This is a genomic window from Lysinibacillus sp. NPDC094403, from assembly GCF_050278745.1.
Lineage (GTDB): Bacteria > Bacillota > Bacilli > Bacillales_A > Planococcaceae > Lysinibacillus.
Genome location: NZ_JBNNTL010000001.1, coordinates 203,552 through 228,077, shown reverse-complemented (window position 1 = coordinate 228,077; position 24,526 = coordinate 203,552). Strand labels below are relative to the sequence as shown.

At 36.7% G+C, this 24,526-nt stretch carries 16 protein-coding genes; 5 read left to right on the top strand and 11 right to left on the bottom strand.

Annotation, left to right across the window (positions count from 1 at the left end):
- Positions 1-33: 33 nt before the first annotated feature.
- Positions 34-408, top strand: a complete 375-nt coding sequence (locus tag ACQKMV_RS00990) for a hypothetical protein (protein WP_427501981.1) — start codon at positions 34-36, stop codon at positions 406-408.
- A 40-nt stretch (positions 409-448) separates the two neighbouring features.
- Here ACQKMV_RS00990 and ACQKMV_RS00985 read toward each other — a convergent pair whose 3' ends face one another.
- Complete coding sequence (locus tag ACQKMV_RS00985) at positions 449-1,354, bottom strand: LysM peptidoglycan-binding domain-containing protein (RefSeq protein WP_427501980.1); 906 nt, start codon at positions 1,352-1,354, stop codon at positions 449-451.
- A gap of 249 nt (positions 1,355-1,603) precedes the next feature.
- On the opposite strand from ACQKMV_RS00985, the gene brnQ reads away from it, so the two are divergent.
- Together brnQ and ACQKMV_RS00975 are read left to right on the top strand one after the other, a co-directional pair.
- On the top strand, positions 1,604-2,923 hold the full coding sequence (gene brnQ, locus ACQKMV_RS00980; protein WP_427501979.1) for a branched-chain amino acid transport system II carrier protein: 1,320 nt from the start codon (positions 1,604-1,606) through the stop codon (positions 2,921-2,923).
- 201 nt (positions 2,924-3,124) lie between these two features.
- Positions 3,125-4,510 (top strand): S41 family peptidase, encoded by a 1,386-nt coding sequence (locus ACQKMV_RS00975; protein WP_427501978.1) that lies wholly within the window; start codon positions 3,125-3,127, stop codon positions 4,508-4,510.
- Between the two features lie 64 nt (positions 4,511-4,574).
- On the opposite strand, the gene ACQKMV_RS00970 is transcribed toward ACQKMV_RS00975, so the two are convergent.
- From ACQKMV_RS00970 to ACQKMV_RS00950, 5 genes are all read right to left on the bottom strand, one after another.
- The gene (locus ACQKMV_RS00970) at positions 4,575-5,186 is read right to left on the bottom strand and encodes a TetR/AcrR family transcriptional regulator (protein ID WP_427501977.1); all 612 of its coding nucleotides are present in this window, start codon (positions 5,184-5,186) and stop codon (positions 4,575-4,577) included.
- Between the two features lie 250 nt (positions 5,187-5,436).
- Positions 5,437-6,972 carry a murein biosynthesis integral membrane protein MurJ gene (gene murJ, locus ACQKMV_RS00965; RefSeq protein ID WP_427501976.1) on the bottom strand — a complete coding sequence of 512 codons (1,536 nt, stop codon included), beginning with the start codon at positions 6,970-6,972 and terminating at the stop codon, positions 5,437-5,439.
- Positions 6,969-8,069, bottom strand: a complete 1,101-nt coding sequence (locus tag ACQKMV_RS00960) for a glycosyltransferase (protein WP_427501975.1) — start codon at positions 8,067-8,069, stop codon at positions 6,969-6,971. Before ACQKMV_RS00960 ends, murJ begins: the two co-directional genes overlap by 4 nt.
- Positions 8,066-9,211, bottom strand: a complete 1,146-nt coding sequence (locus tag ACQKMV_RS00955; RefSeq protein WP_427501974.1) for a polysaccharide pyruvyl transferase family protein — start codon at positions 9,209-9,211, stop codon at positions 8,066-8,068. The genes ACQKMV_RS00960 and ACQKMV_RS00955 overlap by 4 nt, the downstream gene beginning before the upstream one ends.
- Positions 9,212-9,539: 328 nt before the next feature.
- A complete protein-coding gene (locus tag ACQKMV_RS00950) occupies positions 9,540-11,801 on the bottom strand; it encodes an S-layer homology domain-containing protein (RefSeq protein ID WP_427501973.1) in 2,262 nt (753 codons plus the stop codon).
- Between the two features lie 237 nt (positions 11,802-12,038).
- Here ACQKMV_RS00950 and ACQKMV_RS00945 point away from each other — a divergent pair, with 237 nt between their 5' ends.
- Positions 12,039-14,129 (top strand): S-layer homology domain-containing protein, encoded by a 2,091-nt coding sequence (locus ACQKMV_RS00945; RefSeq protein ID WP_427501972.1) that lies wholly within the window; start codon positions 12,039-12,041, stop codon positions 14,127-14,129.
- 499 nt (positions 14,130-14,628) lie between these two features.
- Here the strand turns inward: ACQKMV_RS00945 and ACQKMV_RS00940 are convergent, their stop codons facing one another.
- Positions 14,629-15,912 (bottom strand): oligosaccharide repeat unit polymerase, encoded by a 1,284-nt coding sequence (locus tag ACQKMV_RS00940; protein WP_427501971.1) that lies wholly within the window; start codon positions 15,910-15,912, stop codon positions 14,629-14,631.
- 442 nt (positions 15,913-16,354) lie between these two features.
- Between ACQKMV_RS00940 and ACQKMV_RS00935 the strand changes: the two genes are divergently transcribed.
- Positions 16,355-18,280, top strand: a complete 1,926-nt coding sequence (locus ACQKMV_RS00935) for an S-layer homology domain-containing protein (RefSeq protein WP_427501970.1) — start codon at positions 16,355-16,357, stop codon at positions 18,278-18,280.
- Positions 18,281-18,531: 251 nt separating this feature from the next.
- Here the strand turns inward: ACQKMV_RS00935 and ACQKMV_RS00930 are convergent, their stop codons facing one another.
- The 4 genes from ACQKMV_RS00930 to ACQKMV_RS00915 form a co-directional block, all read right to left on the bottom strand.
- Positions 18,532-20,475: an N-acetylmuramoyl-L-alanine amidase gene (locus tag ACQKMV_RS00930; RefSeq protein ID WP_427501969.1), complete on the bottom strand. Its 1,944-nt coding sequence runs from the start codon at positions 20,473-20,475 to the stop codon at positions 18,532-18,534.
- Positions 20,476-20,723: 248 nt separating this feature from the next.
- Positions 20,724-22,643 carry an N-acetylmuramoyl-L-alanine amidase gene (locus ACQKMV_RS00925; protein WP_427501968.1) on the bottom strand — a complete coding sequence of 640 codons (1,920 nt, stop codon included), beginning with the start codon at positions 22,641-22,643 and terminating at the stop codon, positions 20,724-20,726.
- Between the two features lie 239 nt (positions 22,644-22,882).
- Positions 22,883-23,812 carry an NlpC/P60 family protein gene (locus ACQKMV_RS00920; RefSeq protein WP_427501967.1) on the bottom strand — a complete coding sequence of 310 codons (930 nt, stop codon included), beginning with the start codon at positions 23,810-23,812 and terminating at the stop codon, positions 22,883-22,885.
- 490 nt (positions 23,813-24,302) lie between these two features.
- Positions 24,303-24,526: hypothetical protein (locus ACQKMV_RS00915; RefSeq protein WP_427501966.1), on the bottom strand; the 224-nt coding region annotated here is incomplete at its 5' end.

The following is a 24,526-nucleotide window of genomic DNA, read 5'->3' as shown; positions in this document are numbered from 1 at the left end:
TTCTTTTAATAGAAAGAAAACCGTTTATCAGCGATGTTTGGTGTTTTATCAGCGATTCTGACACCTTTATCAGCGATGTTCGTTGGTTTATCAGCGATTCTAAGACTTTTATCAGCGATTCTGACACCTTTATCAGCGATGTCGGTTTTTTACCGGCGATTCCGGCACTTTTACTGGCGTTGTTCGTTGTTCTACCAGCTTTTCGATACTTTTATCAGCGATGTTCGTTGGTTTATCAGCGATTCTAAGGCTTTTATCAGCGATGTTCGTTGGTTTATCAGCGATTCTGACACCTTTATCAGCGATGTTCGGTGTTTTATCAGCGATTCTGACACTTTTATCAGCGATGCCACATTTTTTATAGCAAAACTGTCGACTTCAACAGAGCGATTTTATCTAACTCCATGAAAAAAGCGATTTCTGCGTATATGCAAAAATCGCCTTTACTTTATTTTATTGCGTCGAATCGTTTATAAGCTACTAATCTTGTAGACCAGTAAGAGTATGTAACGTCCGAAATTTCAACACCGTCTGACCCTGCATGGATAAATTTATTATTGCCAATATAAATACCCATGTGAGATATTCCATCTTTATACGTATTTTGGAAAAATACTAAATCTCCTGCTATCGGAGTTTTAACTTGTGTTGTATTTCCGGAGAAATATCCTTCGCTACTGTCTCTGCCAATTTTTAAACCACCTTGATTAAAGGCATAGTAAATAAGGCCACTACAGTCTAGACCTTCAGATGTGTTACCACCGTAGACATATGGTGTTCCTACTAATGAATTAGCTACTTCTACTGTTTTCTTATAAACAGCTTGTCCATTAGTTGTAGGGTCCTTAGGCGTTACGGATGATGTTCCCGCATCTGAAGATCCGTTATTATGTACTGTTTCACTCTCAGGTATTGAAGCTACTGGAGATAATTTTAACACCTGTCCAATATAAATGGAGTCTGTCGTAAGTCCATTCCAGTCTTTAATATCCTTTATTGTCACATTATATTCCTTAGCAATTTTGGATAATGTATCGCCTTTCACTACTGTATAGGATGTAGTTGTCGGCTTTGATGGTGTTGTCGGTTTTGTTGTTGATGGATTTGAAGGTTTTACCGCATCATTAGTAGCTAGTTTTGTAACTTCAAGTTTTTGCGCGACATAAATCATATCATTTGTTAACTTGTTCCAACTTTTTATGTCTTGTATTGTTACTTTATGGTTTTGAGCGATTTTAGTTAAAGTATCTCCTTTTTGTACGGTATATGTAGCTGCTTCTGCGGTCTGTAATGCTAAAAAAGAAGTAGCAATAGTGCTTAAAGCTAGGATTCTTAATTTTTTTGTTTTTTTCATACCAATTTGCCTCCGTTCGTGCTAAAATATTTCCTTGTGTGTCTATCATACTAGATATTCTAAAAATCATATATCGGAAAAACTGACTATTTTTCAAACAATTTATGAATCTTGCTGATTCCGACAGATTCTGACAAATTGTAAGAGAATATTAATTGCAAGATTAGTATTCATATGATAACATACACTTCTGTATTTAAAATTTTTAGAAAGTTTTATCTTTTCAATCTTAAAGGAGTTTTAATTTTTATGAAAAACATTTTGCTTTTCATCAAAGAAAATTTAGCAGTAGGTTTACTATTATTTGCCTTGTTTTTAGGCGCCGGAAATATTATCTTCCCCCCATTATTAGGTCAACAAGCTGGTGAACATATAACGACAGCAATGATTGGTTTCTTAATAACGGGTGTAGGATTACCGCTATTAGCAATAGTTGCTATTGCGAAAGCAGGTGGCGATCTACAATTACTTGCAAATCGTGTCAGCCCTACCTTTGGTGTCATTTTTACATCAATCGTTTATTTAGCGATTGGACCATTTTTTGCAGTGCCGCGTACAGGTTCTGTATCCTTTGAAATTGGGATTGCCCCATTTCTCCCAGAGGCAGCAGCAGATCATTGGGCACCGCTTTTCATTACTTCTATACTATTTTTTGCCTTTATACTATTCTTGGCTATTAACCCTTCAAAGCTTGTTGATCGCGTAGGGAAAATTTTAACGCCTGCACTATTGGCCGTTATTTTACTACTAGCAGTTAAAAGCTTTATTTCTCCAATGGGTGAACCAGGGGCAGCTATAGGAAAATATACTAATTCACCGTTGACTGAAGGCTTTGTTCAAGGCTACTTAACAATGGATGTGCTCAGTGCACTCGTTTTCGGAATCGTTATTTTGCAAGCATTGCGCGACATGGGTATGTCAGATACTAAAAAACAAGTCAAAACGACAATTTTCGCGGGAATTGTTGCCGCTCTTGGCTTATCATTTGTTTACATCTCACTTGGACAAATTGGTAACACTAGTATTGATGCAATCGGTACTTTTGATAATGGTGGTGCTATTATTGCGAAGTCGGCTGAAGCTCTTTTTGGTAAACTTGGAAGTATCATATTATCTGCCACAATTTTACTAGCGTGTATATCTACTGCTGTAGGTTTACTGACTGCCAATGCTCAATTTTTCAATAAGCTATTTCCTAAAGTTTCGTATAAAACGTTTTTAGTAATTTTCACAATTTTCAGTGCAGCAATAACAAACGTAGGCCTTAAAACAATTATTAGTGCATCACTACCTGTATTATTAATCATTTATCCGCTAGCGATGGTGTTAATGGTTCTGTCGCTTTTCGATAACTTCTTTAAAGGTGGAAAAATTGTTTACATTTTTGCATTAATTCCTACATTCTTTGTTAGTCTGAATGATGGTTTAAAACAAATGGACATCAATATTGCACCATATGTGAACATTTTAAAATCTTTACCATTATACGAACAAAGTCTGGCATGGCTTGTACCTGCAATAATCGGTGCGCTTATCGGATTTATCATTCATAAGCTAATAAAAATATGAAATTTAATCTAAGTAGAATCTGCTTGTTTTTTGCTAGTAAGCCTCAAGCTCTTTAGACGACTGTCTATGAATCTTGCATTAACTTACTTTTATCAAAAAGGCTAGCAGATTCTTTTTTTGTTGTAAATACCCTTCTTTTCCTATTCACGGTTATATGGAAATTCATGTATAATAAAAAATAATTAGAAAGAGGTGTGCCCTATGAAAAAAGTATTGTGGTCTTTCGTATTCGTTCTAAGCTTCTTCATCTTTCCATTTACAAACGCTTCTGCTGCAAGCAATGAACAACAGCTTGTAAAGGAAATCAAGGGAATTATTGAGGAAAATTATGTTGGAACTATCCATGGAAATTTGCAAAAGGCTAATACAATTCCTGAAATCATTGATATGCTAGACCCTTATTCTACATATTTTACGAAAAAGGAATTTGAGGAATTTATCAATAGCATCGAACTATCAACAATTGGAATTGGTGTAATTATCGAAGAACATGAAGATGGCATTCATATTTTACAAGTGTTTGAGAATAGCGGTGCCTCTGATGCTGGTGTAGTTGCCGGAGACACTATTATTGCCATTAACGGGCAATCCCTAGCAGGAAGCTCTACACAAGAAGCCTCATCCTTATTAATTGGTGATGAAGATACTAAAGTAGAAGTGACACTCCAACATGCAAATGGTAAAACTTCTACTACAACCATTACACGTAAAAAATTCACATTACCGAATGTAGAATCTGGATTACTATTTGGGAATGTTGGATATATTGCTATGTCATCCTTCTCAGAAGACGGTGCAAAGCTAGTGAAAGAAGCGCTTATTCAATTAAAACAGCGTGGTGCAACCTCATTTATACTTGATTTGCAAAACAATGGTGGCGGTTATGTGACAACAGCTGAGGAGATTGCAGGGCTATTCCCTAAAGCAAAAATTGCTTATTTACTGCAAGAAGCACACGCCTCATATAAAGTACGTGCAGCCCTTCAAAACGAAAAATTCCCAGCTGATACACGTATTCTCGTAAACCGTTATAGTGCTAGCGCCTCTGAAATGTTAGCAGCAACATTACAAGACCAGCAATCTGCTATTTTATATGGAGAAACTACGTATGGAAAAGGCTGTATGCAGGGCTTTTTCGAATTACATGATGGTAGCTATTTAAAACTTACTATCGGTAATTTCACAGGTCCTTTAGGGAAAACAATTAATGAAGTTGGGGTAAAACCAAACATTCCAACAAAGACTGCTCCTATTTTCCAGGCGCATTATGATGCACTTAAAGCACAATATACAAATTATAAAGAACTTGCAAGCTTGAAAAATGTACCAATCTCTAAAACATTTACTGTAAATTTCTCACAAGCACTCCCTTCGCCGATTGCTGAAGGCAGTGTACAGCTTGTCGCTTTAGGTGGTAACGAGGTACCAATTACTACAAAAGTTGATGGTCATTCATTACTTGTTACCCCATCAGAGCCGTTAAAAAGTGGGCAAGAGTATATGCTTCTTGTTCATCCATCTATTCAAAAAGAAACAGGCAATAAGCTTCAAAAAGGCGTTTATCTTCATATTACAGCTAAGAAATAAAAAATTCCTCTCACCATTAAGTAGTGGTGAGAGGAATTTTTTTATTTATAACTAACCAAGCCCTTTATTCGGCCTGTGAAATATATGTTGTTACTTCTCTTAAAAAGTATAAATGAACTAAGTCGCTCGCTAGCTCGCATGGCAGTTTTTTTTGTTCAAGTAAATTTGTTAATATTAGACGTTCCAAGGATCCTACAAAACTATCTACAATTATGTTAATATCTGTACAAGATGATTGTAAGACATGAGCACAATCATAGCGATGTATAAGGTGAGTAAGCTGCTGTGTAAGCTGAGATTTAACTAAAATTGACTGCTCAGATTCGAATAATCCAATTTTTGTTAATTTCTGATTTTCGATTATGTAAACAAATAACATATGTATTTTTTGCTCTAGTACTCTAACAAAACCGTCTACTCCCTTTTCAACTTCTTCTGATTGTTTACGCATAATTTCATCAAATCCGAGTTGAAATCGTTTATTCAGATCGTTGTACAGAGAGTCCTTACTTTCAAAATATAAATAAAAAGTTGGCTGTGTTACATTAGCAGCTTTTACAATGTCACTAATTTTAGTATCATGATACCCTTTTTCAGAAAATAGCTCCAAAGCCTTTTCAAGCAATAGTTGTTTGCTTCGTTCACCATTTGAATTAACTTTCCTACCTCTTGCCATACTTCCCACCTTATCTTTTTTTGTAGTAAACATATCCCTTCAAGCATTACAAAGTAACGCCAAAAAATCCATATTCGCTGAATAAAATCAATTATAATACAGCTCCTATTTTTTTACTATTAAATATTATAATAATGACAATTTTTTTACCAAAAGTACTTATAGTGTCCAACGAATCTAAGTTTTATTTCAGGTGACGTAAAAAAAAGCAGGTATCAAATTATTCCTAAGATACCCACTTTTTTCTATATTATTTTAAAAATTTCTTTTTTAGTTTATCACTAAATTCTTTTACTTCCTTCACTCCAAATAATAAGTACGAGCCAACAACCACTGCACTAAAAATAACAAGGCCTACAATGAAAGTTATCCATCTGTTGTCAAATACTAAGAACTTGCTTGAAAGATACAAAACAATCGTGATAATAATCATAGGTGGAACTGATCTGAAAAATTGAAGCTCCTTGCTGAAGATCCCCATTTTTAAGTCATATTTAGAGGCCGCATAAATAATCAGCATAATAAAGTTTGTTACAGAACTCACTAAAGTACCCCATGCAATCGCTTCTGCTCCATACTTATCGACAAGTAGCATAATAACGGCAATGTTAACAACAAATACATTTATTACGCTAAAGATAACAGGTGCCATTGAGTCACCCTTTGCATAGTAAAAGCGCGTTATATACCCGTTTGCAGCTAAAAAATACATCGATAAACAAAAAATTGCCAGCACAGGTGTTGTAATTGCAGTTGAAGCTGCATCAAAATTACCACGTTGATAAACAACCTGCACAAGATTCTCTGCGTAAAAATATGAGTAGATGGTTACAGGATAAAGTAACAACAAAAGATAATGTAGCCCTTTTGAGTATAAGCTTTTAATGGAAGCAAGGTCATTCTCTGCTTCTTTTTGACTCAAAATTGGAAAGATAACTGTCGTTACTGCTGTAATTAAAATTGCTTGAGGGAATTGCATAAGCCTTGAGGCGTAATTTACAGCAGCTACTGCCCCTTCAGATAACATCCCTGCAAAAACACGCTGTAATAATGCATAAAGTTGAATGGTAGCGCCACCGAGCATTATAGGTAAAATCATTACCCACAATTGCTTTGATGCAATATTACGTTCAAATGAAAAACCAACCTTAAACGAATCCATTTTACGATACCCGATAATTAAGAAGTATACCATTATTACCGCACTTACTAATGCGCTAATTCCATATCCCATTGGACCGATAGCGGGAATTTTAGATAAACCTACAGCAATTAATAAAAAGATTGCATTGTAAATTAAAATGGCAAAGCTAGACAAATGGAATTTTTGATTGACGTTTAGCAACCCACTATACCAAGAGGATAATACGAGTAAGATTGACGAAGGCATCATCCAATAATATAGATTTTTAGCTAAATCTAAATCACCTTGACTAAAATTTTTTGGATCTTTACTTTGGTTAAAAAGCTCCATAATCGGATTAGTGAACGCTAACATTAAAATTGTCATTATTGAAACCGTTAACAAGACAATTGTAAATGACTGTTTAACAAATAACGCACGATCCGTTGTTTCCCGATTATAAATTGAGATAACAGCTGTAGTAAATGCACCACCTACGACTAGATATAAAAAATTTGGAATTGTGTAAGCTGTGAAGATACTATCAGCAACATGGCTACTACCATATTGGTATCCAATAATCATCTCACGTAAAAATCCGAAGACACGGGCAACGACATTAATAATCGCAACTGCCCCAACTATTTTTATAAACTTATTCATAGGCCATCCCTACCTTCAATGGCCGACTTGTAAATCGCTATACAGCGATCTGTTATATTTTTTTCATCGTGAATGGCTAATACTTTGTCGACCGCTTCACGATTCATATATTGTTCTTTTGGCGTGTTCACTGCACGCAGCATCTCCTCAGATAAAACCATAGCATTTTCGGGCTCCACTAAATGCCCTGCGCCTTCTCCAAGCAAAGATACAAGTCCACCTACATTTGAAGCAATAACCGGTGTATCTGTCGCTAATGCCTCTAATGCTACTAATCCAAACCCTTCTAAATGGGATGGTAATACAAAGACATCACTTGCTTGGAACCACTTCACTAGTTCTTGTTGTTTTAGTGGATCTATAAATTTGACGTCTTCACTGATTAATGGTTGCAAGGATTGGAAAAATGCTTGGTCTCTTCTAGAACCTACAATATTTAACTCAATAGGACGAGATACTTTTGTTTTTAGCATTTGGAAAGCTTGTAACAGCTCCTCAACGCCTTTTTGTTTAATAACATTTCCTACAAATAAAAATCTGAATGGCTCATAAGCTAATTGCAGTTCTTTGTACACTGCTGCTTGATTTCCTTTTGTGAAAACCTCACGATTCACACCCATGCTAACGACAGAGATTTTACCTTTTTCAATCCCAAAATCTTGTTCTATTTGTTGAGCTAAGACAGGACCTACTGCGATAACGTGTTCACTTTCACGTAAAATACTCGCTGTCCAATTGCGAATTCTTGTGTTCTTCTTCGCCATGCGCTCAATATCGCCGCCATGAGCTGTAACGATAAATGGTATACCAAACATCTTCTTTAAAAGTAGCGACAGCATACCAGATGGAAACACATAATGTGCATGTGTGACATCAATAGACTTTCTGTTTTTTAAACCTTTCACAAATGTCGATAAACCCCATTTTGTATATTTCATAATGGTGTTTTTCTTACCTGTTGCCGGATTAGTATTAACAGATATATCTACGTCTAGTCCTGCTTTTTCAAGTGCAGTGACTTGATTTTTCACAAAAATACCGAATGATAAATGATCAGATGTTGGATACATATTACTAATGACGAGTATTTTTTTCATAGACGTGTCACTGCCTTTTTCATTAATTCCTGACCACGCATGGCCTCTTTATGAATATGGGTAGCAATTTGTTTCGTTTCCGCAATCGACTGCTCCCAATTACTACTTAGTTTGCCAACTAATGTGGATAGAGCCTTCTCATCATCCTCTATATCCTGCATTTGTAAGCAACGATCTGATGCGCCCACAAAGGACATAAAATCCTGTACTTTTGTATGATAGGATACCGCAATAATAGGAGTTTCCGAATTGGTTGCCAAAATAAGCGAGTGTAGACGAGTACCGATAATAATATCCTGCTCCTCAGTCACATCAAGTAATCGCTCCGGCACCAAATTTTCATCAATAATTTCAGTATGTGCACGTTGTTGCATTTTTTTCTGAATATCCTTTGTCACAGTGACGTCTTGCGGATACTTCGTTGCAAAAAATGTAATTTTGACATTATGCTTAGAAATTACCTCATCTAGATTTTTCGCCATGCCTGTAACGTACGCATCATATTTTTCAACATTTCCCTCTGGCCAATAGTTTGCATTATAGTACGGAACCGCTGATACACCTATTTTGACTGGTTTTTCGGCGTAATGTTGACGATCCCCTTTTAATGTAAATGCAGGATCGCCTATAATTTCTATTGGTTTTTTCACCCCAATACTTTGCAAAAGCTTTTTAGACTGGGGATCACGTACAGAGATACTTGCTGCATAACGACACATTGCACGAATACTAATTTTTCCAGAAATCGTATCCAGTGGTCCTGCGCCACATCCGTAAATAATGTAGGGAACATTACTTTGTTTTGCCATCATTGCATACGCACCATACAGGTGAGCCTCACGTTTATAAAAATCCATTAAAATACCACCACCACCAATGATGAGGAGGTCAAATGTGGATACAAATTGTTTATTGTTTTTATAAGTATGGATAAACGTTTTAAATAAATTACTCTTTCTGTAATACAATGGATAGCTATGTACCCCATAGCGTTCGGATGTTTGTTGTGTGTTATTACTAAAAACGGTAATGTCATCACTAGTTACCGAAAATGTTTGTTTTACTTGTTGAAGAATGCCGAATAATATTGATTCATCACCATTATTATCATTGCCGTAATTCCCCACAATGCCTATTTTCATTAAAAAACATCCTTTTACTTTTTAATACTGAGATTATACCACAATTGCACATTTTCTTTCTTTTTAAAAATAGTAAGAAAAGGTGAGCTTCATATATCGCTAGTAGATTTATAATATGGTAAAAAAAACTCATCACCATAACATAGAGTTGATCCCCGTTCCGACTGAGCGCTTTTATCGCTGCCGCTTCGCTTTCGCACAGAGCAAAGCTTCCTGGGGGCGTCCGATGAGCCGCTTCACTCATTTTAATGAAAGAGAAAAATAGCAAACTAGGAAAATTACTAGTTTGCTATTTTTCAAATGCTAAGTCTTTCTTTAAGAACTACTATTATTGTTGGATTGCTCTATAAAGGAATAATCCAAAATGAGCGCGACTAATCGCATCATTTGGCTTAAAGGTGTTATCACCATAGCCAGTTGTTATTTTATTTGCAGCTAACTGCTGAACAAATGTGTATGCCCAATGATCCTTCGAAACATCTTTAAAGTTAATGCTGCTTGTTCCTTTTAGATTATAAGCTAATGCTACAACCTTTGCCATTTGTGCACGAGTTAAAGTACCATTTGGATCAAAGGTATTGTCGCCTTTACCACTCATAATGCCAGACTCAACTACAGCAGCGATTTGTTTATAATAAACGTGATTCGCAGGAATATCCTTGAAGCCTGGATTTTTTACGTTTGATGTATTTAAACCAAGTGCACGACTAATAATAACTGCTGCATGTGCACGTGTAAGCTTGTCATTTGGTCTAAATGTGCCATCTGCTTGACCTGTAATGATATTATTTTTTGTTAAATACTCAATTTCTTTATAGTACACATAATTACTTGGAATATCTTTAAACAGCGCAGCTTTTGCTACAGTCACCGTAGCCACTTCACGTTTTTTTCCTAAAGTCGCTACTACTTTACCAGTAGCACCTGGGTTTTGAGCTGTAAATTTACCATCACTAGTAATGGTACCGATATTACCTTCTACAGACCATTTAACTTGTGAAGGATTGTAAACTAGAGGTTTACCACCCTCATCCTTTGCATCCATAGTAAATTTGACCGTTTCACCGGCGCCCACTGTTTTTGATTTTGGTGCAATGTTCATTGCTGCTGGAGCATCTACTACTTTCACTTGGAACGATTCAACAGGTGTTCCATCGTGGTTGATGAAAATGCGATCATCGCCAGCTGTCGTTGCAGTATAGTTCATGCCGTTAACTTTTAAAGTATTATTCTCAGATGTTAGCGATAAATGACCATCTAGTGGAAGCGTATTATAGTTTTCATCTAAAACATATTTTACTGCTATACTAGACGAAGCACCTGTTAAAAGAGTTGCATAGTTTGTACTATTTGTATAATCAATATATTTTCCTTTGCCAGTTGGTGCAGTACTAACAGCTTGTAATGTTGCGGACACAAGACGTTGCGCATTACCTGCATTAGATGGTAGATTCGCTAATACGACATTATTATTACCGTAATTTCGAATACCCATCGTTGTTGAGCCGCCACCATCTAAGTTAATTGCTTGTTCGACACCAAGCGACACTAAATAGTTCGCAAGCTGAACCATATTCATACCTGCGCTATGTTTCTGTTTTCCATCAACCGTAATAAAGTGTACTGTTTTTCCATTATTACTTGTCGCTACAACAGTACGTGATGTTACCTCTTTTGCACGAACGCTAGATGAGCTCATCATAATGTAAGGCTTATTATCTTTTACTAAATACGGACCACTTGCTAAGATAAATTTTGCATCCTGCCAAAGCTTATCAATCGAGAAGTTAACACTTAACTCATCTCCAAGTGCAATTTGGCTTAGCTTACTGTGCCAATCTCCACCTTGTAAAGAAACGACAAAGCCAGTTGAAGGAATGGATATTTTTTCTTTCGATCCATATGGTGTAATTTGTGTAACCTTACCTGTTAATGTTTGACCAAATTTGTTTTCAGTAATCGGAGCTCCTGTATCTACTACGATTTCAAAGCCATATTCATTTGTATTTGTTGTTTTACTATAAAATTGTGGTGTGTAAACAATCGCTTCATATATATTACGTGCACGATTCATTCCTGACATTTTATAGTCTGTACCATTGTGAGAAAGTGTTACATTAAAATCAAAATAATCAATGACACCACTGCCATCTGCTGCAACCCCGAAAGCTGTAGGGACATTCATATATTCACCGGAGCCGTTTGAAACAGCACCACCGTTTAAAATAACATTATTTTTAGCTAGTAAAAATAACGGGAAACCTGCAGACATATCGAAGAAACTTGCATTAATAGCACCGACTACACGATTCCCCTCACGCGAATTACGATTTGCATTTGCTACTGTCGATTCTCGACCATTGACATTCGCGGGCATACCTAATTGTACTTCTGTCGTGTCATCTACATTAATAGCAAGATGATTAATAGAGTTTGTATTGGTACTGCTGTATGTATATTGTTTATACTGCACACCTTTCGATAGTGGATAATCCTTCTTGACCGTTTGGGCTGCATAAGCATTTAACGGACTAATAACCATTGCCAATAATACAACTAAAACTAGTAAATTTTTCGCTATTTTTTTCATTTTTTTGCGCTCCTTAATAATATAGAGCTCTCACTCTCCCCTCACATGTTTTACTTCTATAAGATTAGCAAAAATATGCCAAAATAGCTATGGAACATTTAAGCTATTTTCCAGTTTTATATTAATCGTCAAGAAAACTATTTATATAGTCTCATTTTATGATTTTTCTAACATTTGACCCTTATCGTGACCCTATAACTTTGTTAAAATGATGTAGAAGTTCTAGGAGGGTAAAATATGAAAAAACTATCAATCATTGCTTTGCTAATGACAGTAATCGGCATGCTCTTTTGGCAACCCCAACTAGCATCTGCTGATGAACTAACAGGGCATTCGCATGAAAAAGGTCTGCGTTATTTAATTTCCAAAAATGCATTAGTAAAAGATGCAAAAGGAAGTTATCGTCCAAATGACAATGTGACACGCGGAGAGTTTGCTTCTTATTTAGCTAAGTCTATGAATCTTGAAGCAACAAGCGACATAGTCTTCAAAGATGTCCCAAATACATATGTCCATGCAAAGGATATTAAACTTGCTGCTTCAGCCGGGATTATTACAGGCTACGGTGATGGTTCATTTAAGCCTAATGCCGCTATTTCAAGACAGCATATGGCGGTTATGCTAGAAAGAGCTATTGATTATTTAAAAATTCCTAAAGGTACTCCTACTATTACCTTTAAGGATAATGCATCTATTATTAAAGACTACCGCCAAGCAGTAGCTATAGGTGCGCAACTAGGAATCATTCAAGGCTCTGAAGGTAAATTTATGCCTACCAAAAATGCAACTATTGGACAAGCCGCTACGTTTGTTCACCGCTTAATGACACTTGCTGGTGATTCAAATACTGGTAATTCGAACGGTGGTAATTCAAACAGCGGTAACTCAAACGATAGTAATTCAAACGGTGGTAACACTAACGGTGGTAATACTAACGGTGGTAACACTAACGGTGGTAACACTAACGGTGGCGATACTAACGGTGGCGATACTAACGGTGGTAACACTAACGGTGGCGATACTAACGGTGGCGATACAAATACTGGCTCCTCTCAATATGCTATTAAGGAAATTTCAAACGGCACATTAGTTGGTAACCAAGGATTCTCTACCTTTGAAGCTGCTGAAAAAGCTTTGACAAAAAACACACAGGTTATTGTCCAAAGTGATAAAATTGTGAAAATGTCTTCAGGCTACGTTGTTACAAATAAATATGTGGCACTAAAATCTGAAACGATTAATGACGCGATTGCTGTTGCAGGTAATACAGAAATGGAATACATCAGTAGTGATGCAACACAAGTAAAAGTTCGATTAGCTGGTCAAGTTGGCTACTTAAAACACGCCGATGTTACATTAATTCCATTTTCAATGAGCAAAGGTCGTTCTTACTATTCAAATGAAAATGGCGAAATTAAACACACACTCTACGATTACAATACAAATAAGTATTCTTCTAGCTATGTTTACGGAAAAGCTCCATCATTCATGAAACCTGGCGAGAAATACTATAGCTGGAACGGTATTTATTTCACAAATGGTAATGGCTCCTCTAAAGGTGAGGCCTATAACTACTATCAGTTTTTACCTGCCCGTGCCCAAACACAATATACAGCAGAAGAAATTGATGCTTATATTATGAATAAGCTAGCAGAGGTTGAGAGTACAGGAATCACCCTCTATAAAGATGCTACAAAGAAAAGTAAATTAATAGGTTTAGGGAAAACATTAAAAGATGTGGAAGCTAAATCCCAAATTAACGCAATGCTTGTGTTGTCACTTGCTCAGCATGAAAGTGCTTATGGTATGAGTGAACACGCACAAAACTTAAATAACCTATTTGGTTTGTACGTATATGATACGAACCCACTAAACAAAAAGTTTGATAGTATAGCTGACAATATCAATGAGCTTGTTGATAAATTCCTACAGCCAAACTACATTACTCCAGGGGGTTCACCTGGTAAAAACTTTGCAAATGGTGCAGTAGTTGGTTCAAAAGCTATTGGCTTTAACGTAAAATACGCTTCTGATCCATTCTGGGGTGCAAAAATTGCCGGACACTATTACCGTGCTGAAAAGGCGTTAGGCTTTAAGGATGCCAATAATCCATACACAATCGGTCTAACAACAACACAAGGCTTAAATGTCCGTACAGGCGCATCTACTAGCAATGGCCCAATATTCACATATGCACGAAGTGGTATGCCCGTTATCATAACAAGCTCTGCTACAAACGGCTGGTATGAGATCCTTTCTGATAGATTGTATACAGGACAGGCTTTCGTTAGCAAAGACTATGTACAAGTGATCAATACAGTAAAATAAAAAAAGAAGTCGTCCTATAATGTTAGGGCGACTTTTTTGTTGTTCTATTATGGCAATGAAATTATGGTGTCATATTAAATAAGGTATGACTCTTTGGCAAAACGTAGCGACGGCAAAGGGAAAGCAGAAGGTCGAAGCAACGGAAAGAAGAGTCTGAACGACGGATGGAAAAGTCAGCGACGGATTGATGAGCTGGAACGACAGATGGAAGAGTCAGCGACGGAAAGAAACCCCGGAACGACGGATGGAAAGTCAGCGACGGATTGTTGAGCCGAAACGAGGGATGGAAAAGTCAGCGACGGAAAGAAGACCCGGAACGACGGATGGAAACGTCATAGCGACGGAAAGAAACCCCGGAACGACGGATGGAAAAGTCAGCGACGGAAAGATGAGCCGGAACGACGGAAAGAAGTGCCGAAACGACGGATTGAACCAGCGGACTGACAGATAGAAACCTAATGAAAAAAGAGATGCCTCAGATGAGACATCTCTTTTAATGTTAATATGAAAGCTTTTTATTATCCGTTTTTATAATCGATGACGCAAATATGACAAAGCCGAGCATTAAAATAAAGATTAAATCAAGTAAACCAGTATGCATAGTCACTGTAAATACGGTAATGACAAATGCATAAGCAACTGAATGGAAGCTACGAATACCGCCTTGCTTCACTTTATTGTAAATTAATGAGATTAATACACCATATAAGAAGAAGCCAATCGCAACAAGCAGATAACCACCATCTAAGAATAATTGACCGATAAATGTTGGTGTTGTTGTTCTGTTTGGACGTGTAATATATTTACCTTCAGCTTCGCTTAGAGAGTTTACAACTTCTGTTACTTTCATACGTGGTGATACTTGTTCACCCGGTAAAATTGTACTGAAGATACCAGCATGGAGCTCTCCATTTAAGTAGCCTTCCTCTTGCGTATATTCAATAATTTTACTTAAAACAATATGGCCGGTTACACTCTCACCATTTATTGAACGAATCCATTTTGGTGTTAAATTAACCTTCTGCTCTACTGTTAACAGTTTTTCTTTTTCTGATTCAGTTAATTCTACATCTGGTTGTTCACGGCTATTAAATTCCTTCGTTGTATCCTCTGATATAACACGAAGGAAGCCAAACATTGAGAATGCTACTCCGATAACAAACAGAGCTGTAAGGAACCATGTTAATTTCACTCGTTTTACAACGTAATGGAAAATGATAATACCAGTAAATAACATAATAATTAATGGTGTACGGTATCCCATCAATAGGAATAAGAACATTACAGCAGCATAAATGGAACCGTAGATTAATGTTTTTTTCCATGTCATGTTTTTTTCTAAAATCATTTTATATGATAATAAAAGTAAAACGCCAAACCATAATAATTGGGCAAAGAAGTTTAATTTTGGATTAAGGTTACGTCGATTAGATTCATCAGAAATTCCTAATCCACCACCGGAAATCATCATTAGTACATATGAAACTACACCAAGTATAGTTAAAAATACAATAAAATGAACAACATATTTCCCTAAGAAGGATAAACCAAATGATGGGATTGTCCATTGTAACTTATCAATAATGTACACACCGATGTAGTAGCATATTACTGCTAAAAATACCGCTGGCCAAATTGATACACGTAAATTAAATAATTCAAATCGATGGAAATCGAAAAGACTTGTAAAGAAATAGAGCATTAATATAAAAGGTAAAAAGAAGTACGGCGAAAACGTATCAATCTTGTTGACCTTTGCAAAAGTTTGTTTCAATTTATTCATAAATGTCATACATCTCAGAAGATGTGATTGCCCTCCTCTATCGCGAATCATAATTGTTTATTCTTTTATTTACTAAGCAAAACAAGAGTTATTATATCATAAATACAGGTAGACTTATAGAAAGGAATGACTTGATTTTATATAAAATTATACAATGATTTCTCTCATTCCCTAAATTACGAGTTAATACCCATTTTATTCTGAGTTAATTTTCCTAATGTTTGTCTCCTCTCGCGCTGGGCACACGATTGTATCCTCACATCAATCGACAATCTCTTTCAGAAAAAGCCTAAAATCTCAGATAAGAACCAATTTTTAATGATTTATCCATTATTTAGATGTATGCTAAATAAGTAGTGCGAATTTCACAGTTCAAGCACATTTCAAAATCAGGACGCAATTGCGTAGTTGATGAAAAATACAAATTTAGGATGTGGATTTAATGAAGAAATTATTCATTTCAATGCTCGTAGCAAGCTTTTTTATGCTTATAGCTTTTTTAGCACCAACACAAGCTAAAGCTGCTCAGAAAATCGGTGTCGTTTTCTCTGAAAGTAGTGAAAAATACGCCAATACTACACACCCTAGTGGAACGTTTAATGGCCAACTTGTTTCTGAAAAGGTTGACTATAGCTCCACATATAATAAGGAACTAAAAGCTTTTCTCCTCTATCAGCAACAAGGCTTCCAAGTTGAAAAAATTTATGAGAGCGACTTAAATAATTTAGAAAATCTAAGTCAATATGATGCAATCGTCTTTGCCTATACTGTCATGATGAATCATCAGCAACGCGAAAATGTCAAAATGTACGTTCGAAATGGTGGTGGTGCGATTTTTGCCTTCCAGACAGCCCGTAATGAATTAACAAAATTCCCTAAACCAGGACAAATGGATCTCTCTCCATTAATCTATGATGTCGATTCTTGGGTAATGGAGTGGGACAATTTAACTGAAGTCTTCAATTCTCGTTTTATTGACGATATTGTGTTAGGAAACTCTACAATAAGCAATATCAACACTGTTCATCCAATTATTCAAAATACAACAAAAGAACTTGGCAAAAGCAAACTTACTCTAACAAAAACAGATCGTGAATGGGTCGAAATCATTAAGCCTTGGGAAGGTGGATCTGCAACACCTATTTTATATTTCTCGGATTACAATTACACAGACAAGCCTAAAACAATGAAAAAAAATGAATTTGGCGCTGCCCATGCGATCGAATACGGTAAAGGCAGAGTTGTTCAAATTGGATTCAAAATCTATGATTATATAAATATTAATGATAAAGCGGATTGGCAAGATAATGAAAATGGTGCTGCCTATTCAACAACTAATGATGACCAAGATGCACAAGTATTTATGAAGCATGCTTTAAATTGGGTAGCCGAAAATCATAATGGCTATGTGCCCCGCCGTTATAACCTTTCGCTTTACTCTGACGGGGTACAAAGTTATGTAGCACCGTCTGGTAAATTTGTTTTCTACTCCACTGTAACGGTTAAAAACAATGGTAATGTGCCTGCACGCGGTACATTGAAAGTAGAAATTCTAGACGCAAACGATAAAGTTGTTGGTAAAGACCATGAACGTTACATTCCAGGACTTGCTGCTGATTCCACAACAGATAATGCCGATCAAAAAGATATTAGTACCCATTCGGAAAAATATCAGATTTTTATGCCTGGTGATTTAGCTGCCGGAACATATACGATACGTACATCCTTTATAGAGGGGCGTGATGATCGCAAAAATGCTGATGAAAAATTTGCAACGATTGCAGAAATTAAAACGCTCACACGCACAAAAGGTTCCAACAAAGCAACCATTGCTGCCGCTCCATTCTTCTCAGATGTATCTTCATCGAATGGTGCCTATTATGATATAAAAAACTTATATGCGCTAGGTATTGTTAAAGGAACTAATGGAAAATTTAATCCACAGGGTACATTGACTCGCCTGCAAGCAACAGAAATGATATTGCGAGCATTAGGAATTCCAGCATCAAGCTCAGCTACTTTAAATGCGAGTGACATCAAAACAGGTGATTATGGCTATGCCGTTTTAGCAACAGGCTTACGCTACGGCATTATTGTATTAGAGAATGACAAAATCAATGCTCATCAGCCAATGACTCGCGCTGCCATGGCACGAGCACTTGTCAACGGCTTCAAGCTACAGGGCTACACAAATAATACTTTCTCAGATGTGCCAACATCTCATGCATATTACAAAGATGTCCAAGCTTTATATGCACTTGGCATTACTACAGGCTATGCCGATAATACGTTTAAACCAAATGGTACAGTGACACGTCAAAACTTTGCTCAATTCGTTAATAGAACGCTTTATACAAACTCAAAATAACTAAGGTGAAGTTTTAGCGCGATGACTGGAATGATGCTTTAATAGAAGGTAAATTTTCATTCATCGCTGATAAACTTGTGAATATCGCCGGTATACCCGTGATTTGCGCCGCTAAATGGGCTCTATTCGCCGCTAAACTCGTGATTTGCGCCGCTAAGTGGGCTCGATTCACTGATAAAGTTCCTTTTAATAATACAAATCAAACAAAAAGAGCTACATCGTTCACTTTTGAACAATGTAGCTCTTCATTATTATTGCTTTGAGTAATATTCCAAGATCCCATTGTAGATAGATTCAGCATATAACTCAATATATTGATCATCTGTCAGTTTAGCGCGGTCTTCACTATTTGTGAGGAAGCCTAGCTCGACTAAAATGGCTGGAATATTCGTATTAGCAACTACAATGTATTTTGCTTCTCTAACATTACGATTATTCATATTTACATTTTTAACAATTTGATTGTTTACAAATGTCGCCAGATCAATGTCTTCTTTATACATATCACCCGATGTTTGAGCGAAGTATGTTTCGGTACCTTTTGCATTAGTATTCTCTGCTGAGTTTACATGAATACTTACGAATATTTCACCGTAATTAGCATGTGTAAAGTCTACACGATCTTGTGGTGTAGGAAACGTATCCCCTGTACGAGGCATCAATACCTTTGCACCTGCAACCTCCAGTTTTTCCTTAACAAGAGTACCAACCTTTAATGTAATGTCTTTTTCTTTAATCGTATCGAAAGAAGTTCCAGGGTCACTGCCGCCATGACCAGGATCAATAATGATAATTCGATCTTTTAACGGATTACCATTTTGATTTAATAGCTTTAAGTAAGATTTATGGACATACCCTTTTTGACCTTGATAGGTAACTTGAGCCCAATAACCGTTAATACTGTTTACTTGAACATATTCGCCCTTTTTCAGCTTACTTACTGCCGTAGAAGTAGAGTTAGCTTCTTGGCGGATATTTAAATTGTCAACTGTCACTCGACCTAATAGATCCCCAGAAACTGTAGGTGGAGTTGGAGTTGGTGTTGGTGTTGGTGTTGGTGTTGGTGTTGGTGTTGGATCTGGAGTAGAAGGTTGTTCTACTTCAACATCCTCTGCACTAGTCGCTTCGATATACCCTGGTACACCATTCACTACAGTTAAGTAGTAGCCACTTTCCGTCTTATAAACAGGTAAATTCACTTTACTAGCTACAGTCGAAATAACCTTTGATGAAGAGGTTGGTTTTACGTAAAGCTTTAGATTTTGTGTTGTAGTTACTTGCTTTTGAACATTTCCTAATGCATTACCATCAGTATCTAAAAACTGCGCATATGTTTTATAAATATAAGCAAATGTATCTTTATAGGAAACTTTTAACCAGTCTCCTTCAACTGCATAGACTGATAGTTTTCCACCTTTGTTCACTTTACCTACTACATTAGCAGTAGATGAAGAATCTTTAGATTTACGAATATTTAATCCGTCAGTTGTTATAGAAACTAAGGCAATGACTTGTGATGAATCGGGTGCAGCTACACTTTTAACAGGTATATCTAAGCGATATTTTTCATTTTTAGCACGGGCTATAAATAACGCAAACTGTTTACGTGTTACTTGTTCATTTGGATTATATTTTTGATTACTTCCCTTTGTAATACCATTGTAGTAAATCGTATTCACGTATGTAGCGTACGGATGAGTTATACCTATGTCTACAAAAGGAGAATCGATATTTTCATGCTCACTTGTATCGAGTTTAAACGCTTTTGTTAATACATAACTCATTTCATCACGAGTTAAAGGTTTGTTTGGTAAGAATTGACCCTTTGTATTTGTTTTAAAGAAGCCAAGTTGTACAGCGCGTTCTACATAACCAGAAAGCTCTGTGCCGTCTGCTACATCCGAGAAGCTTGATTTATTAACAACGAGTGGTTTGTTGCCTGATGCAACAACAACCATTTTAGCAACTTGTCCACGCGTTACTATGTTGTTAGGTTTATAAAACGTTTTTCCTTTTTCTGTATACCCTTTAATAACACCTAAATTCACTAAATAATTGATCTCTTCATATGCGTCATCTTGATTAGTAACATCTACAAAACCGCCACTTGCTTGTGCACTATGTATTGTAAAGATAGAAGCTGAAACGAATAAGACGCATAATATAAGACTGATTTTTTTAAGATACAATGTCATATTTCCTCCTTTCTTGTTCTAATATCGATTTTAACAGAATTTAACAGGTAAAACTATCAAATAAATGTAACTATTATAAATTATCACCAAAACGTGCGATTGATTTCCGTTCCGACTCCAATCAACTCTCGCTCTATGATAAGAATAATATTTAAAACGCAAAGTACTAAATCAGTTGGAGCGATAAACGAATTCTTATCAAACAAAAAAGGCTACATCGTTCAATTTGAACAATGTAGCCCATTTTTTTATTTCTTTGCGTAGTATTGTGAAATCCCTTTGTAGATAGAATCAGCAAATAACTCAGCATATTTGTCATCCGTCATTTTACCGCGGTCTTCGCCATTTGTTAGGAAGCCTAGCTCAACTAAGATGGCTGGAATAATCGTGTTGCGAATTACATAGTATTGTTCTTCTTTAACACCACGATTTTTCATATTTAAGTTATTAACGATTTGATTATTTACAAATGTCGCAAGATCTATGTCCTCTTGATACATATCACCCGTTGAAATTGCATAATATGTTTCAGTACCTTGTGCAGAAGTATTTGCTGCTGAGTTAACATGGATACTTACGAATATTTCACCGTAATTAGCATTTGTAAAGTCAACGCGATCTTGTAGTGAAGGATACGTATCCCCTGTACGAGTCATATATACCTTCGCACCTGCAGCCTCTAGCTTTTGCTTCACAATTGTGCCGACCTTTAATGTGATAGCTTTTTCGGAATTAGAACCTACAACAGTTCCAGGGTCCTTACCACCATGACCTGGATCAAGAATGATAATTCGATCTTTCAACGGATTACCACTTTGATTTAGTAGCTTTAAGTATGATTTATGGACATACCCTTTTTGACCTTGATAAGTAACTTGTGCCCAATAACCGTTAATACTGTTTACTTGAATATATTCGCCCTTTTTCAGCTTACCTACTACCGCAGAAGTAGAGTTAGCTTCTTTGCGGATATTTAAATTGTCAACCGTCACTCGACCTAATAAATCACCAGAAACTGTTGGTGGAGTTGGGTCTGGATCTGGTGTTGGCGTAGGATCAGGAGTAGTAGGTTTTTCTACTTCAACATCCTCTGTACTATTCGCCACGACATAGCCTGGTATACCGTTTACTACAGTTAGATGGTAACCGCTTGCCGTCTTATAAACTGGTAATTTTGTTTTGCTATTAATTGTTGTAATAACTTTTGAGGAAGAGGTTGGTTTTGCGTAAAGATTTAGATTTTGTGTAGCAGTAACTTGCTTTTGGACATTCCCTAATGCGTTACTGTCTGCATCTAAAAACTGTGCATATGTTTTATAAATATAAGCAAATGCACCTTTATAAGTAACCTTTAACCAGTCTCCTTCAACAGCATAGACTGATAGTTTCCCACCTTTGTTCACTGTACCTACAACATTAGCAGTAGATGAAGAATCTTTAGATTTACGAATATTTAATCCGTCCGTTGTTACAGAAACTAACCCAATGACTTGTGATGTATCAGGTACAGCTACACCTTTTACTGGTAGCTCTAAACGATACTTTTCACTTTTCGCACGCGCTACAAATAACGCAAACTGTGCACGTGTCATTTGGCTATTCGGGTTATAATTATGACCGCTTCCCTTTGTAATACCATTATAGTAAATCGTATTCACGTATGTAACGTACGGATTAGTAATGCCTACGTCCACAAAAGGAGAATCGATATTTTCATATTCACTTGTATCAAGTTTAAACGCTTTCGTTAATACATAACTCATTTCATCACGAGTTAAAGGCTTGTTCGGTAGGAATTGGCCTTGAATATTTGTTTTAAAAAGGCCAAGCTGTATAGCGCGTTCTACATAGCCTGAAAGCTCTGTGCCGACTTCTACATCTGAGAAGCTTGATTTATTGACAACTAGTGGCTTGTTACCTGATGCAACAACAACCATTTTGGCAACTTGTCCACGCGTTACGTTATTATAAGGTTTATAATACGTTTGGCCATTTTCCGTATATCCTTTAATAACACCTAAACTAACTAAATAATTAATCTCTTCATAAGCTTCATGATCTTTAGGAACATCTACAAACCCACCACTTGCTTGGGCACTATGTATTGTAAACATAGAAGCTGAAATGAATAAGACGCATAATATAAGACTGATTTTTTTGAAGTTCACTGTCTTATTTCCTCCCTTCCTGTTCTCGTGTTCATTTTAGCAAAATTTCACAGACAAAACTATCAGACGAATGTAACTATTATACTATTTTTAGACACCACCCCTATTTTTGGTATTTCATAAAAAGAAGAGAGCCTGCAAATGCAAGCTCTCCTCATTTTATACATTATTTAAAAGAACTTCCTTGCAATGTATTACTTTAAACGTAGCCCTTGTCAAAGTAACACGGAATTTAATTATTATTGTAATTTTTGTGCACGTTCAATAAATGTTTGAAGCTGAGAAATTTTTAGCATTTCGTCGTAACCAAAGTTACCATTTCCTTTACCTTCTGTAATACCATTTGAAGCTAGAATTGAAATAAATTCATTTGCCCAATGATTTGCAGGAGCATCAGCAAATGTTACAACATCGCCCTGTTGCTGTAATCCGAAGGCATGTACTAATACTTTCGCGATTTGAGCACGTGTTATCGGTGAAGATGGGTTAAATTTGCCACTACCATCACCATCAAAGATACCTAACTTCGATACAGCAGCAACCGCACCAGCATGTGCATATGTGGGTTTTACGTCTGTAAATTTCGTATTTTTATCGGATGTATCCAAGTTAAGCGCTTTAGCAATTTGCTCTGCCACTTCAGCACGAGAAGCGTAAACTGTAAAATCAATAGCAGCTTCCTTTACTTCTTCTTTAACAGCTTCTGCTTGTTCACTATCAAATGTTGCTACGCGTTTAGCACCAACGTAACGAGAACCCCAATAATATGGATCATTTACATTTGAGTAACTAACACCTTTACCTGTTTGTGAGTGAATCATTTTCCCGTCACCTATGTAAATAGCTACATGTGAGACACCACTACCACTAGTATTGAAGAATAGTAAATCTCCAACTTGAAGATCATCCTTTGCAACCGCAGTACCTTGTTGATATTGTGAGCCTGATGTACGGTTTAGTTGAATACCTAAATCTGCAAAGACTTTAGATGTATATCCTGAGCAATCCAGCCCTTTTGTAGTTGTACCTCCATATAAATATGGAACACCTAAATATTTTGAAGCTGTATCAGTAACATCGGTTGGTGTAGCTGCTTCAGCATTATCTATTTGAGTTGTTGTAAATAACATGAAAGATGCAAAAATCGGTAATAACCATTTCTTTTTCATATATTCGGTATCCCCTCTCAGAACTTTTTTGCCTATAAATAGACTATCACAAAAGATGCTATTTTAACTTTTCAATTGTGTAACGGTTTTTAAAACGCAAAAAAACACTGATATACCAACGTTTCGTGGTATATCAGCGCTAAATTATGGGTATTAAATAATGGTTATTAGGGTTTTTTGTAACATTCCTGTAATATTCGCTACGCTTTGTCACAATAGATTACAAGATTTAGTGCAATTTCAATTATTAATTGTTGGTTATGAGCGTTTCCGATACAATTTTCCATTAAAGGATATATGGCGTTTGCACCTTTCGTGGTTCTTCTCATGGTCTTCGTGGGTATTCCTTTGCTTCGCGCGGGTTTTCTATGCCGCGCGCGGGTATTTACCCCTGCTTCGCGGGTATTTACCCCTGCTTCGCGGGTATTTCTATGCCGCGCGCGGGTATTCACCCCTGCTTCGCGGGTATTTCTATGCCGCGCGCGGGTATTCACCCCTGCTTCGCGGGTATCCCTTTGCAGCGCGGGTTTTCGCCTCTTCTTCGCGGGGATCCCTTTGCAGCGCGCGTATTCGCCTCTTCTTCGCGGGTTTTCCTTTGCTTCGCGCGGGTATTCACCCCTTCTTCGCGGGTTTTCCTTTGCTTCGCGCGGGTATTCACCCCTTCTTCGCGGGTTTTCCTTTGCTTCGCGCGGGTATTCACCCCTTCTTCGCGGG

Excerpts from the sequence above, each read along its gene's own strand:
- ACQKMV_RS00955 (WP_427501974.1), bottom strand. The coding sequence starts at position 9,211 with ATGAAAATAGGCATTGTGGGGAATTACGGCAATGATAATAATGGTGAT.
- ACQKMV_RS00950 (WP_427501973.1), bottom strand. The coding sequence starts at position 11,801 with ATGAAAAAAATAGCGAAAAATTTACTAGTTTTAGTTGTATTATTGGCA.
- murJ (WP_427501976.1), bottom strand. The coding sequence starts at position 6,972 with ATGAATAAGTTTATAAAAATAGTTGGGGCAGTTGCGATTATTAATGTC.
- ACQKMV_RS00935 (WP_427501970.1), top strand. The coding sequence starts at position 16,355 with ATGAAGAAATTATTCATTTCAATGCTCGTAGCAAGCTTTTTTATGCTT.
- ACQKMV_RS00975 (WP_427501978.1), top strand. The coding sequence starts at position 3,125 with ATGAAAAAAGTATTGTGGTCTTTCGTATTCGTTCTAAGCTTCTTCATC.
- ACQKMV_RS00960 (WP_427501975.1), bottom strand. The coding sequence starts at position 8,069 with ATGAAAAAAATACTCGTCATTAGTAATATGTATCCAACATCTGATCAT.
- ACQKMV_RS00970 (WP_427501977.1), bottom strand. The coding sequence starts at position 5,186 with ATGGCAAGAGGTAGGAAAGTTAATTCAAATGGTGAACGAAGCAAACAA.
- ACQKMV_RS00985 (WP_427501980.1), bottom strand. The coding sequence starts at position 1,354 with ATGAAAAAAACAAAAAAATTAAGAATCCTAGCTTTAAGCACTATTGCT.
- ACQKMV_RS00990 (WP_427501981.1), top strand. The coding sequence starts at position 34 with ATGTTTGGTGTTTTATCAGCGATTCTGACACCTTTATCAGCGATGTTC.
- ACQKMV_RS00945 (WP_427501972.1), top strand. The coding sequence starts at position 12,039 with ATGAAAAAACTATCAATCATTGCTTTGCTAATGACAGTAATCGGCATG.
- ACQKMV_RS00930 (WP_427501969.1), bottom strand. The coding sequence starts at position 20,475 with ATGACATTGTATCTTAAAAAAATCAGTCTTATATTATGCGTCTTATTC.
- ACQKMV_RS00940 (WP_427501971.1), bottom strand. The coding sequence starts at position 15,912 with ATGAATAAATTGAAACAAACTTTTGCAAAGGTCAACAAGATTGATACG.
- ACQKMV_RS00920 (WP_427501967.1), bottom strand. The coding sequence starts at position 23,812 with ATGAAAAAGAAATGGTTATTACCGATTTTTGCATCTTTCATGTTATTT.
- brnQ (WP_427501979.1), top strand. The coding sequence starts at position 1,604 with ATGAAAAACATTTTGCTTTTCATCAAAGAAAATTTAGCAGTAGGTTTA.